This is a genomic window from Brevibacterium antiquum CNRZ 918 (assembly GCF_900169145.1).
GTDB classification, from domain to species: Bacteria; Actinomycetota; Actinomycetes; order Actinomycetales; family Brevibacteriaceae; genus Brevibacterium; species Brevibacterium koreense.
The window spans coordinates 61622-74834 of the sequence record NZ_FXZD01000002.1; the positions used below are offsets into that span (position 1 = coordinate 61622).

Here is a 13213-nt window from a genome sequence, read left to right on the forward strand (position 1 = left end):
CCCCACCACTTCCCAACTCACACCCCCACCACCCCTCAGCTCACGCCCACCCGACAACGAGCCGGGCCGCCTCGGCGGGGATCATCGGGTCCACCCCGGTCAGGTCGGCGAACCGGCGCAGACGGTTGGCCACGGTGTTGCGGTGGCAGAACAGCTCGGCGGCACTCGCTCCGATGCTGCCCGAGCGAAGATAGGTGTGCACGGCCTCGACGAGGCGCTCACGCTCGCCCGCCCCGCAGACGGCCAGCGCCCGCTCGACGTCGGTGACGATGGAGTTCCCCGCCGCGTTCAGCGCCTGAGCGGCCAGTCTGGCCCAGCCGCGCTCCCAGGTCATCGCGCCCACCTCGGCGGTTGTGAGCACCTGCGCCAGATCCCGAGCGGTCAGCGCTGACCTGCGCAGGGACCCGATTCCCGCGGCATTGACCAGACCCACCCGCGCCTCGGCGAGACGACGTTCGATCGTTGCCAGTCGTGGGCCGGAGAGCTCGGAGGATCGGGTGAAGGCAATGAGGACATCGCCGAGGTGGTGCGTGAACATGGTCCCGCCCGCGCGCTCATGGTCGGAGATGAGAACCCGCAGCGCCGAGGTGTCCTCACCGCGCGCGGCCACGACCAGCAGTGGACCTTCCGGATCGAGGCCCAGCGCCGAGGCGATCGTGGACAGGCGTTCGACCGTCGGATTGAGATCGTCGAACAGTCCCGCGATGAGCCCCTGCCGAACCGAGGACTCCTCTTCCCGCATCCGCTGCTGCTCAGCCGTGTAGGCCTGCTGGACCTGGGAGACGTATTCGTCGACGGTGGAGAGCACAATCCCGGTGTGCCGGATGACGAGTTCCGCGTCGTCCTGCGTAGCGACCCTGGTCAGGGCCTCCCACAACACATTGAAGTCGTGTCTGATCGCCGTCATCAATGCCTCGAGTGGGATCCCGGCGCGAGCGCGGGAGACTCCGACCTCGGTCGACACCGCGACCGGTCCGTCGAAGCCACCGGCTCGCAGACCCTCGACGAGGGACTGGAACGAAATGAGGCCTGTGCGCTGCAGCTCCGAGAGCGGGATCGGAGCGGGATCGTAGCCAGGCACCCTGACGACCCGGGATAGGAACCGGTCGGTGAGCTGGTCAAGATCGAGGGCGTCAAGAAGTTCTATCCAGCGCTGATGGTCACCCGGCAGCGGCTGATCCTTGAGCTGTCTCTCGTGCGTTGGCGGCATCGTCCTAGACTATGTGCAGAAAGCTGTGCAGATGCACAATCGGCGATGGAGATCCCGGGGCAAATGATGCTCGAAATCGTGCGATCTCACTCTGTAGTGTTTTACGTTGCAGGTTGAATGCCCTACCGACAATGCCCTACTGACCCAGTCCTGCACTCGATGGAGAGAAACATGAGCCAGAACGACCCCACAGCTGCGGCGGAATACTCCGCCACCCAGGAACTCAGCATCAAGGACGCCAACAAGGTTGCGATCGGAGCCCTCCTGGGCACCGCGCTCGAATGGTACGACTTCTTCCTCTTCAGTGCCGCAGCGGCACTGGTCTTCAACGTTCAGTACTTCACCAGCGAAAGCGCCACCGCCGCCGCGATGGCGTCCTTCGCCACCTTCGGCGTCGGCCTCGCAGCACGCCCGATCGGCGGACTCATCTTCGGTCGAATCGGAGACAAGGTCGGTCGACGCCAGGTCCTGATGGTCACGATCATCGGCATCGGCGTCGTCACGGGCCTCATCGGCGCACTGCCGACCTATGCGGCGATCGGCTTCGCAGCGCCGACCCTGCTGGTCCTGCTGCGCATCCTGCAGGGTCTGTTCGTCGGCGGCGAATGGTCGGGTGCGATGACCCTCGTCGTCGAGAACGCTCCACTGCACCTGCGCGCCCGCTACGCCGCGATCCCGCAGATCGGCTCGCCCATCGGCACGATCCTGTCCTCGGGCGGCTTCTTCATCATGACCTTGGTCCTGTCGCAGGACAGCTTCGCCGCCTGGGGCTGGCGCATCCCGTTCCTCGCCGCCATCCCACTCCTCCTCGTCGCCGTCTACATCCGCAGCCGTCTCGAAGAATCCCCGGTCTTCCGTCAGCTCGAAGAATCCGGCGAGATCGAGAAAAGTCCGATCCGCACCACCTTCCGCGACAGCTGGAAGCAGATCATCGTCGGCATGGCAGCAGCTCTCCTCGGCGTCGGCGGCTTCTACCTCGTCACCGCCTTCTGCGTCTGGTACGGCGTCAACATCCTCGGCTACGACGATTCACTCCTCCTGCTGGGCAGCATGATCGCGGCCTTCGTAGAGATCTTCGTCCTCATCTGGGGCGGAGCCCTGGGAACCAAATACGGGGCCAGCAAGGTCATCCTCTGGGGCGGAGTCGCCTCGGCGGTGGTCTCTGTTCCTGCCTTCCTCATGTTCACGTCCGGGAACCCGGTCCTCGTTGTGCTGGCCATGACCCTGGCGGTCGGCACACTGTCCCTGCCCTATGCCGCCTCGGGCACCGTGATGACCGGCCTGTTCCCGGCCAGCACTCGCTACACCGGTGTCGGCATGTCGCAGAACGCCGCAGGCATGCTCTCCGGCTTCATTCCGCTGCTGGCAACCGGTTTCGTCGCCGCCGCCGGAGACCACTGGTGGCCGGCCGCCGCGATGTTGGCCTTCCTGTCCCTGTTCACGGCCTTCGCCGGAGCGATCGCACCGCGTCTGAGCGTCGACCTGCCCGGCTTCAAGCACTGAGCGAAGCCCGCCGAATGAGCCGAGCCGGTTCAACCTGACACCGCCGAGGTGGTCCGTCTTGAATTCGACGGACCGCCCGCGTTCCAGTCTGCCCTCACACACCATCGCTCCATCATCGGAAGGACCCACCCCATGTCCCGCTCGGCCGGTCACCTCATCGTCAGCACCCTCGAGAACGCCGGAATCGAGAGGGTCTACGCCGTTCCCGGCGAGAGCTATCTCGACGTCCTCGACGGCCTCTACGACTCTCCCATCGAGACCGTGGTCTGCCGTCAGGAGGGCGGGGCCGGCTTCATGGCTCTGTCCGAATCGCGGCTGACCGGTCGTCCCGGAATCGCCATGGTCACCCGTGGGCCGGGAGCGGCGAATGCGATGATCTCGGTCCACACCGCGTACCAGGACGCCACTGCTCTCGTCCTCTTCGTCGGGCTCGTGCCCATCGCCGATCGCGCCCGAGAATCGTTCCAGGAATTCAGCCTCCCCGAATGGTTCTCCTCGACCGCGAAGAAGGTCATCGTCGTCGACGACGAGCACCGCGCCGGAGACCTGACCGCCGAGGCTCTGCGGATCGCAGCATCTGGTCGTCCCGGTCCCGTCGTCGTCGGCCTGCCCGAGGACGTCCTCGTCCGTTTGACCGACTCACCAGCACCGACACCCGCTCCGATCGCCGAGCCACAGCCCTCGGCCGTGGACCTCGAGTCGCTGACGGCACGGATCTCAGCGGCAAAGAAGCCGGCGTTCGTTCTCGGCGGGGATGGGTGGCACGAAGGGCACGGGGCAGCACTGGCCCAACTGGCCGCCTCGGCGGGGATTCCGGTCTTCTGCGACTGGCGCGCCTACGATGCGCTGCCACATTCGAGCCCCGCGTGGGCCGGATGGTTGGGCTACGGCCGGGCCGATGCGATCGCCGCCGGATTCGCTGAGGCGGACCTCCTGGTCTACGTCGGTGCCACCCGATCCGATGTGGCCAGTGACGGATATACGCGCGGCTTCGACGCGCAGACCATCGTCGTCGGCCTCGACCCTGAGGCCACCCAGCACGCCGGTCGCATCGACGCGCAGATACTGGCCTCACCGCGCAGTTTCGTCACTGCGCTGAACATGTTCACTGGCTCGCACCTCCGCGGTGACCGCGACGACACCTGGATGATCTCTCGCGCGAAGGTGCAGTCCCAGGTAGCCACGCACAGACCCGACGCCGAGGTGGCCGGAGCGATCCCCCGCACCGGCGTCGATCTCGGCGTGGCATTCGGGATCCTCGACGACCGCCTCGGCGGGGAAGCAATCCTCACATACGGGGCCGGCAATGCGACGATCTGGAGTCACCGATTCATCCGGCACCTTCAGCCTGCGAGCCTCGTTGGAGCCCGCAACGGCGCGATGGGGCTCGCCGTTCCCGGTGCGGTCGCGGCGTCACTGGCATTCCCCGAGCGGCGCACGGTCGCGGTCTGCGGCGACGGCGACTTCCTCATGAACGGACAGGAGTTGGCCACGGCCTTCGCTCACGGCGCGAAACCGCTGGTCATCGTCGTCGACAACGGCGTGTACGGCACGATCGTTTCGCACCAGGTCAACCACTATCCGGGCCGGCCCTCCGGTACCCGCATGGTCAACCCCGACTTCGCGGTATGGATGTCCTCCTTCGCCGGACACGGTGAACGCGTCGAAAAGACCGAGGACTTCGAGGCAGCACTCGACCGAGCCTTGGCAGCCGACGGTCCGGCGCTCATCCACGTCCTCATCGACTCCGAGCTCATGCCCCCGGCCGCCGACGAAATCGCGGTCTGAGACACGAACCAGGCCTGACCCTGCCGCACCCTGACCAGCCCTCAGCATCTCCGAAAAGGACGCACCATGACACAGACCCCTGCTTCGCAGACTCCAGCATCCTCGCCAGCGACAACGCAGTCCGACCGCGACGACGAGTTCCTCGCCGACTGGTCCGTGCATTCGCGCTTCGGAGCCGTCGAAGGCACGAACGGCGTCGACAGGCAGGCGGCGAGCACCGCCGACGGCCAGCAGCGCGCATGGTTTGCCGAACTGCTGGAGAGCCATGGGTTCAGCGTCCACCGGGATGCTATCGGCAACCAGTACGGGCTGCTCGAACTCGTTCCCGGCGCCCCCTATGTGCTGACCGGATCCCACATGGATTCGCAGCCCACGGCCGGACGCTTCGACGGCGCCTACGGAGTCATGTCCTCGGCCCACGCCTGCTTCGCGGTGGCCGATGAACTGCGCGCCGACCCGTCGAAAGCGAAATACAACCTCGCCGTCATCAACTGGTTCAACGAAGAGGGTTCCCGGTTCAAGCCCTCGATGATGGGCAGCAACGTCTTCACCGGCAAGGCCGAGCTCGAGGCGGCACTGGCCACGACCGACCCCCAGGGCGTCACCGTCGCCGAGGCGCTCGACGCCATCGGCGAGCGCGGTGACTTCACGGCGCCCGAGATCGCCGCCTATGCGGAGATCCACGTCCAACAGGGACGCAGCATGGAGGAAGACAGGGTGACGATCGGCCTCGTCAACGCCACGTGGGCGGCCCACAAGTTCGAGTTCCGGGTCACCGGGGAACAGGCTCACAGCGGTTCGACGCTGATGAGCGACAGGCGCGACGCCCTCCTCGGTGCGGCTCGTCTGGTCGTCGCCGCCCGTGAGCTCGTCGACGAATTCGAGTCCGGGGCGCTGCACACCGCGTGCGGCGAACTCAACGTCTACCCGAATTCCCCCGTCGTCGTCGCCAGCGAGGTTGGCCTGCTCCTCGACCTGCGCTCACCCAGCGCCGAGGTGATCGCCGCAGCCCACCAGTCCCTCATGTCCACGGTCGCCCAGGTCTCCGAGGCGGTCGGGGTCGAGATCGAGATCGTCGCCGAGCACAGCTGGGATCAGAACCCGTACTCCGAGGAAGGAGTCGAGCTGGCACGGTCAGCAGCAGATGACCTCGGCCTGACCTCGGCGCGGGTGATGACCGTGGCCGGCCACGACTCGACGAACATGAAAGACACCGTGCCCACGGTGATGCTCTTCATTCCCAGCGTCGGCGGGGTCTCCCACAGTCTGCAGGAATTCACGAAGGATGAGGACCTCGTCTCCGGCCTGCACCACCTCACCGAGGTTGTGCGACGCTTGACTGCCGGGGCACTGGGCTGAAGCCGGTTCGGCGCTTCAGTCGATGGCTGTGACGTCCTGGTTGTCGTCGACGAGCTGGGCTGCCAGCGGTTCCCATTTCGCGTATGCATCGGGGAAAGCCGAGGACTGCACGTCCTGCGCGGCGTCACCCGGGTCAATGTTCTCCCAGTTGTCGATCTGAGTGAGGCCCGGGTTGGGGATGTCGGGATTGACTCCATAGAACGACTTCGAGGCAAAGACAGGATCGGCCACCTGTGTGGCCGATCCCCAGCTCATCGAGGGACGCTGCTGGAACGCTCCGCCGGAGTCCCGATCCCCGCCGTCGAGATTCTGCAGGCTCGATTCCTGCAGTGCGGTCATCACGGCGATCTTCTGTGCCTTCTTCGACAGTTCAGCGCCCTTACCGACGCCGATGATGGTGCGGGCATTGTCGATCTGCTCAGAGCTGAGCTCGCTCGACTGATCGACCGACCCTGAGATCGGATCGGCTGAGGCCGAGGTCGCCGCCCCCAGGGAGAGACCTCCCGCGATGACGGCAGCGGACAGTGCAGTCACCGCAAATTTGCGCACACTTTTCATCAGTTCTCACTTTCTCGTTGGATCGGGCGAACGGCCCGGACGGCGTCCTGGTTGGACTCGGCACACGTCTGTCTCATGCTTTCGGCACAGTGGTGTTCCGGGAATCGCCTCACACCACACTGTCGGACGCAGGAAGACGGTTCAATGCAGAGAGGCTCATAGGTGGCTTAGTTTCGCCGCAACGAATCGGATAGGACTCGTGAGCATCAGCTCAGAATTCGATGGGTGCTCTGCGGCACCAAGCGCCGCACGCACGCGGCCGTGACCAGGGTCTCGGTCCACCCATCGGGTCACTGCCAGGTGCGGGTCAGACTCCCTCCAGGCAGCCGATGCCGCGGGTGCCCTCCGGTCTCCTACCTCACAACCTCGCGTGAGGTGTTGTCGATGCGGCGGGTCCAACCGCGACCATCAAGGTATTCGAGCAGGGGAATGACCACACGACGGGTCGTGCCCAGAGCCTGTCTGGCCGCGCTCGTCGTGAACGGCTGATCCAGTCCCGCAAGCAGCCGCATCGCCTGTGCGGGTGTCCGAGGGGAGACGACCACACCATCGCCGAGGCGCAGGAGTCGTCCCGCGGACTCGGCGACAGCAAGCTCCCGCACTCCCAAGCGAAGTTCTCGCAGGTCATCGGCCTCGGGCGCGGCGAAGGGATTAGCCGCCAAGCGTCGTTCCACCTCGGCGACGCCCGCCTCAGCAGGACCCAGATCCGCGGAATGCCCGGGCGGTCGGACCATGCCCTTGACCGTTTCGAGGCCGGCTCGGGAAGCGATCGCGGCGACGAGTTCGCGATTGGTCTCGCCCGGCAACGGAGGATCGACGCGGCGCAGCTCTTCGGCCAACGCCTTCTCCGGAACACCGGCTGCCAGGGGTTCTGCCGCCAGCTTCACCTTCACAATGGTCCTCGCGGCTTCGACCCAGTGTTCGAGAGTCGGCCGGTGGATAAGCCATCCACCCGACGCATCTGCCACATCGTCGGGCAATACCTCGGGCACGCTCAAGCCGAACCGGAGCAGCCGTGCACGTTCGACGGCTCCCCGGCGGGCCACCTCGGCGAGGATGTCTCCGGTCTCCGGACGATCAGCCAGCTCACTGGCTCGCCTGGCGCCTGCACCACGGCGGCCCAGTTCGGGCGGGTCGACGTCGATGACGACGACTCCGGCGAAGACGTTTCGGCTGCCGGGACTGCGCAGGACGATCCGGTCCGTGACCTGCAGCGGCAGGCCGCGGTCGAGGGTGAGTCGGGCGTGGTCGCCGTCGAAGGGCCGCATGTGGACTGGGACCGCGGCCGTGCCGATGTGGAGCATGAGCCCGTGGGCACCCTCGTCGAGTGGCTGACCCATGGTCCGGCGCACGTCGATGACCTCCACGACCGGCCACGCATCGTCGGTGATGAGAGCGTCACCACGGTGGATGACATCGGCACCGACGTCGCGCAGGTTCACGGCCACGCGGGCACTGGGGACGACCACCCCGGCGGCGGAATTTCGGCTCTGCAGGCCGCGGACCCCTGTTGCTTCGGTCGAGGTCTCCCCGACGAGACGCAGACGATCGCCGGTGCGCAGGGTTCCGGCCGTGAGTGTGCCGGTGACGACGGTTCCGGCGCCCTTGATCGTGAAGGCGCGGTCGACCCACAGCCGCAGGCGGGCGCCCGGATCGGGGGCGGGAGTGTCGGCTGTGACGGCGTCCAAGGTCGCGACGAGTTCTTCGAGACCCTCCCCCGAAGTCGCCGACACCGTGACGACGGGTGCGTTGGCGAGCGGAGTGCCCTGCAGCTGGACTCTGGCCTCGGCTTCGGTGGCGGCGAGCGCCTCCGGTGCGATGTCCGCACGGGTGATGACGACGAGGCCGCGGGTGATCCCGAGCGCGGTGATCGCGTCCCGGTGGTCACTCGACTGCGCCTGCCACCCTTTGTCTGCGGCGACGACGAGGCACACGATCGGGGCCGGGCCGACTCCTGCGAGCATGTTCGCGAGGAATTTCTCGTGGCCGGGCACGTCGACGAAGGCGAGTTCCCGACCGGAGGGCAGCGTGGTCCAGGCGAAGCCGAGGTCGATCGTCAGGCCCCGCTTCTTCTCTTCGGCCCAACGGTCCGGTTCCATCCCGGTCAGGGCGCTGACCAGGGTGGATTTGCCGTGATCAACATGTCCTGCGGTTGCGACGACGTACATCTCAGTCCTGCTCGCCGAGGCGTTCGTTCCGCTTGCCACCGTCGCCGAGGTGGCGTTTGAGGCGATCGAGGAGCCTGCCGTTTTCGCCCGGCTCGGCATTGACGAGGTCGACCCCTTGGATGCGAGCAATTGCGTCGACGATCCGGAAGTCCTCCGACTCTGGAACGCAGCGCAGGTCGATGAGGCATCGCCCCTGGTGGACTCGGGCGACAATGGCCGTCTCCCCAGTGCGAAGATCCGCCGCATAGCTCTCCGGCAGTTCGACGGCCCAACCAGGCAGCGGCACACCAGGAGCTCCCCCGCCGCCGACTCGTCCGTCGTGGGCGACAACGGTTCCAAAGGCAAGCTCTGCCAGGAACTCAGTGCGTTCTTTGAGTCTGTCGAGATTGATGTGAAGTGCTTCGTGGACCGGATTCTGCATGTTCGCAACCGTTGCCTCGATTGCGGCCAACGTGAGTTTGTCGGTGCGCATCGCCCTGGCCAGAGGGTGCTTTGCAATCCGCGCCACAGCCTCACGGCGTCCGAGGATGAGCCCGGCCTGCGGACCGCCGAGGAGTTTGTCCCCGCTGACGATGACGACATCGGCTCCCGCGGCCAGGGCACTGGCGATATCGGGCTCATCGGGCAGGTGAGGGTCGGGTTCGAAGAGTCCGCTGCCCAGATCGGCGATGAGTGGAAGTTCGTGCTCGTCGGCGAGTTCGCGCAGTTGTGAGATCTCCACCGCGGCGGTGAATCCTTCGACCCGAAAATTGCTGGTGTGGACCTTGAGCAGGCTCGCGGTATCGGTGCCGATCGCTTCTGCATAGTCGGCCAGATGAGTGCGGTTGGTCGTTCCGACTTCCTGCAGGCGTGCTCCGGTGGTGGTCATGAGATCCGGCAACCGGAAACCAGCACCGATCTCAACAAGCTCACCACGACTGACGATGATTTCGCGAGGATCTGCCTCACCGCCAGGGTTCGCACCAGCAGTGACTGCACGTCCGTGCGCACCGCGCGAGCCATCTGCTGTAGGGCCACCACGCAGAGCGGTCACCGCGAGCAGGAGTGCGGCGGCGCCGTTGTTGACGACCAAGGCGTCTTCCGCACCCGGACAGGCTCTCAGAAGTGCCTGCGTGGCACCGGTCCCCCGTTTGCTGCGACGACCGGTTTCCAAGTCCATTTCGACGTCGACGTAGCCGGCAGCATCGGCGACCGCCTCTCGCGCGGCCTGGGAGAGAGGCGCACGACCGAGGTTGGTGTGGACGATGATTCCGGTGGCGTTGAGCACCGGGGTCAAGGACGAAGCCGAGCGGGAACTCAGGTGTCGGACAATGGTGGCAGCCACCTCGGCGGTGGGAATCGAGCCAGCGCGAGCAGCACTCTGGGCATCTAAGATGATGGCTTTGATCGTAGCCTGACTTAACCGTTGACCTGCGTCGATGACTTCGGGAAGGCCAAGGAGGCTATCGGTGCGCGGGATGCTGCGCCGCGGATCCGTATCGGCCAAGGCTGTCTCCTCCTGACGGTCCCCGCGGGCCGGCCAGGAAGCGAACTCCGGGCTTTCGAGCGCGACGACGTCGACGATGCTGGTGGCGGAGGCGGACGGGAATCGAACCCGCCAGACCGAGATACTCGGTCGCACCGGTTTTGAAGACCGGGGAGCCCACCAGGACTCGGACGCCTCCGTCTGAGATCCTACCCTTCAGATCAGGAGTCGGACGCACCGCCGGGTGTCGAAGTCGTCGACGAGTGCGACTGCGTGCCTGCCTCGGCATTCACAGTCGTCAGTGAGGTGGCCGCCACATGGTGGTGACCACGTGGCCGGTGGCGGTTGTGATCTGATCACGGGGAATGAAGCCGACGCTTTCGTAGCGAGCATTATTGACCGAGTTGGACGACTCCAGATACGCAGGGGCTGCGAGAGCGTCGATATGGACAAGACTCTCGGCGAGCAGGCCCATGCCCAGTCCCTTACCGCGCTGGTCCTCACGCACGCCGAGCAGAGTGAGGTAGAAGCATGACTGTTGGGGATGCGCCTCGTCGAGCTGTTCGTAGACCTCCAGGATCGCCTTCGCCGCATCTGGGCCCGCGGTTTGCCTGAGCAGACCATCGAGGGCGTCCTCTTCCTGCGCTGTCAGTTCGGTTCCGCCCGGCGGAATCCACACGGCCGCGGCCTCTGCGTCAGGGGTGACGAATGTCCATGGGTAGCGAAGTGCGGAGGTGACATACAGTCGCCACATCACGGCGGCCTGCATGGCGCGTCGTCCTTCGTCTGGGAACGCCGGGCCCCACAAGGGATCGTGAAAGAACGCGCTGGTCATCGTGTCGACGATCGCCTCGGCATCGTTCAGTGAGGCAACCCGAGTGGGACCGCGCCGGCCGCTGTTGGTCATAAGCACACCTTAGCCTCGGTCCACCGATCTCTGGTGAGTTGCCGTTGCCGCGACTGTCGACAGGGCACCGGGCCACGGATCCCTCGTCCCATCAATCCGGGGTGCCGATCCTTTCGGTGGGCCGCGCCCATAGTCGGTAGCCGATGAACGAGGCGATCAACAGGGTGACGCCGGTGATGAGCACGGCACCGATGACACCCAAAGATCCCTCCGTCCAGTCCGAGACTGCCTCCGGGACCACCAACGTGACAGCTGCGACCGCGACAGCCAGGTAGGGCCAGGCGGTTGTCTTCAGGTATGCGGCTATACCGCCGACAGCCATGATGAGTGTGAGCAGGTATCCCAGCCCAGGGTGGTATGCCTCCATCACCGGCAGCTGAGCTCCGAGCAGCGCCGTCGCGACTCCGACCGAACGAGCCAAGGTGATCGCAGGGAAAGCGCCCGCCTCGGTGACCGCCAGCCACACAACACCCACAAGGAACATGGCGAAGGCCACGACGTTTGTCCAATGATTTTCGTAGCCGCTGGAGAAGCTCAGCACTGCCGTCAGCAAGCTGGCCAGCATACCCAGCATCCCCAGCGCGGTGGGTGCCAACCGGTGCCCGATCATAGACGTCAGCAGTCCCACAACCCCGCCGACTACGGCGGGCCAATAGATTCCCTCAAGAGTCGAATCCACCCAGTGATCAACGACAAGCCCGGCTGAGCAGGCCGCGGCGAGGGCTGCTCCGGTCAGCAGCGTGCCGGCAAGGCGACGCCGCGAGTCGTTGGCCGGTTCGTGGACGTCGACCGACTCGGAGGAGACCCGCACGATCACTGCCCCGGCCAGGCCGAGGACTGCACATACGACGGCGAGCATCGTCACGCGAGTGCCAAACCCCAGCCCGTACCATTCCTGGGCGAAGAACAGTCCGCCCGCGGCGAGCACGAAGGCACCGCCGAGATAGCTGAGGACCTCGACGAGTCTGGGCATCTTCGTGCGCCGCGAAGCGGCATCTGACGCCGGTCGTGTCGGCGTGCTGAGAGCAGCAGCAACGACGCTCAGGGAGCGTTCGCGGTCCGCGGGATCAACAAGGCGTTCGGTGATCAGCGCATCGACGACGATGTGTTCGAACGATGGGTTCATGCAGTGATAGTAGCCCAGACGTGATGAGCCCTACGCTGCGCTCAACCATGTCATGTGCGCACGGTGCTCAGAATGATTCATCAGCCGGTCTGACCTCGGTGGTAGAGTCGCGGGCATGGACACCCCTCAGCCTCGCCTGACCGAATTCGCCCACGGTGGAGGTTGCGCCTGCAAGATCCCGCCGGGCGAGCTCGAGGAAGCAGTCAAGGGGCTGACCGGTCAGTCCGGCCCCGATGTCCTCGTCGGCCTCGACGACGGCGATGACGCATCCGCCGTCCGTGTTCGCGATGACCTCGCAGTGCTCTCGACGGCCGACTTCTTCACCCCAGTCGTCGACGACGCCTACGACTGGGGTCGGATCGCGGCCGCGAACGCACTGTCTGACATCTACGCCATGGGCGGGACTCCAGTCACCGCGATCAACCTCGTCGGTTGGCCACGAGAGAAGCTGCCGATGGAGCTGCTCACCGAGGTGCTGCGCGGAGGGCTCGACGTTGCCGCCCAAGCCAACTGCCCTGTCGCCGGTGGGCATTCGATCGACGATCCCGAGCCCAAGTACGGCATGGCCGTCACCGGCATCGCCCACCCCGATGAGCTCATGCGCAATGATGCCGCCGAGGTGGGCCTGCCCTTGACCCTGACGAAACCGATCGGTGTGGGGATCCTCAACAATCGACACAAGCGCACCGGTGAGTACTTCGCCGAGGCGGTCGCGACGATGACCGAGCTCAATGCCGATGCCGCGCTGGCGGCACTGGCCGCAGGCGTACGGGCAGCCACCGATGTCACCGGTTTCGGACTGCTCGGCCACCTATTCAAGATGTGCCGTGCTTCAGGCGTGGGAGCAATCATCGACGCGGCTGCGGTGCCCCGCCTCGGCGGAGTCGATGAGTCGATTGCGGACGGCTGCGTCTCCGGGGGAACCCGCCGCAACCTGGACTGGGTTCGCCCCAATCTGACGACTGATGATTCCGTGACCGAGGACGAACTGTTCCTCCTCGCCGATGCGCAGACTTCCGGCGGCCTGCTCATCGTCGGCGAGATCCCGGGCCACCCGATCATCGGGGAGATCGTCGTCGGGTCTGGTGTGCACGTACGGTGACCCGTCACCGAGTCTGACCGTCACCAA

General features: G+C 65.8%; 10 protein-coding genes and 1 tRNA gene. 4 read left to right on the forward strand and 7 right to left on the reverse strand.

Annotated features, from left to right (window positions below; translation table 11 throughout):
* Window positions 1–40: 40 nt before the first annotated feature.
* Entirely contained in the window at window positions 41–1210 is a 1170-nt protein-coding gene (locus tag BANT918_RS02950; protein WP_101618885.1) for a PucR family transcriptional regulator, read from the reverse strand.
* Between the two features lie 171 nt (window positions 1211–1381).
* Here BANT918_RS02950 and BANT918_RS02955 point away from each other — a divergent pair, with 171 nt between their 5' ends.
* The 3 genes from BANT918_RS02955 (at window position 1382) to BANT918_RS02965 (ending at window position 5860) form a co-directional block, all read left to right on the forward strand.
* Window positions 1382–2713, forward strand: a complete 1332-nt coding sequence (locus BANT918_RS02955) for an MFS transporter (protein WP_101618886.1) — start codon at window positions 1382–1384, stop codon at window positions 2711–2713.
* A 132-nt stretch (window positions 2714–2845) separates the two neighbouring features.
* Window positions 2846–4501, forward strand: coding sequence for a thiamine pyrophosphate-dependent enzyme (locus BANT918_RS02960; RefSeq protein WP_101619216.1), 1656 nt, complete (start codon window positions 2846–2848; stop codon window positions 4499–4501).
* A 66-nt stretch (window positions 4502–4567) separates the two neighbouring features.
* Window positions 4568–5860, forward strand: coding sequence for a M20 family metallo-hydrolase (locus tag BANT918_RS02965; RefSeq protein WP_101618887.1), 1293 nt, complete (start codon window positions 4568–4570; stop codon window positions 5858–5860).
* Between the two features lie 15 nt (window positions 5861–5875).
* On the opposite strand, the gene BANT918_RS02970 is transcribed toward BANT918_RS02965, so the two are convergent.
* From BANT918_RS02970 to BANT918_RS02995, 6 genes are all read right to left on the reverse strand, one after another.
* The gene (locus BANT918_RS02970) at window positions 5876–6418 is read right to left on the reverse strand and encodes a hypothetical protein (RefSeq protein WP_101618888.1); all 543 of its coding nucleotides are present in this window, start codon (window positions 6416–6418) and stop codon (window positions 5876–5878) included.
* Between the two features lie 353 nt (window positions 6419–6771).
* Complete coding sequence (gene selB, locus BANT918_RS02975) at window positions 6772–8586, reverse strand: selenocysteine-specific translation elongation factor (protein ID WP_101618889.1); 1815 nt, start codon at window positions 8584–8586, stop codon at window positions 6772–6774.
* Window position 8587: 1 nt separating this feature from the next.
* Window positions 8588–10072 (reverse strand): L-seryl-tRNA(Sec) selenium transferase, encoded by a 1485-nt coding sequence (gene selA, locus BANT918_RS02980; protein ID WP_101618890.1) that lies wholly within the window; start codon window positions 10070–10072, stop codon window positions 8588–8590.
* 83 nt (window positions 10073–10155) lie between these two features.
* Window positions 10156–10250 (reverse strand) — tRNA-Sec (locus BANT918_RS02985).
* A 99-nt stretch (window positions 10251–10349) separates the two neighbouring features.
* Window positions 10350–10958 (reverse strand): GNAT family N-acetyltransferase, encoded by a 609-nt coding sequence (locus tag BANT918_RS02990; RefSeq protein WP_101598064.1) that lies wholly within the window; start codon window positions 10956–10958, stop codon window positions 10350–10352.
* Between the two features lie 91 nt (window positions 10959–11049).
* Complete coding sequence (locus BANT918_RS02995; protein ID WP_101618891.1) at window positions 11050–12084, reverse strand: DUF2157 domain-containing protein; 1035 nt, start codon at window positions 12082–12084, stop codon at window positions 11050–11052.
* 115 nt (window positions 12085–12199) lie between these two features.
* Here BANT918_RS02995 and selD point away from each other — a divergent pair, with 115 nt between their 5' ends.
* Window positions 12200–13186, forward strand: a complete 987-nt coding sequence (gene selD / locus BANT918_RS03000) for a selenide, water dikinase SelD (RefSeq protein WP_101598061.1) — start codon at window positions 12200–12202, stop codon at window positions 13184–13186.
* Window positions 13187–13213: the final 27 nt, after the last annotated feature.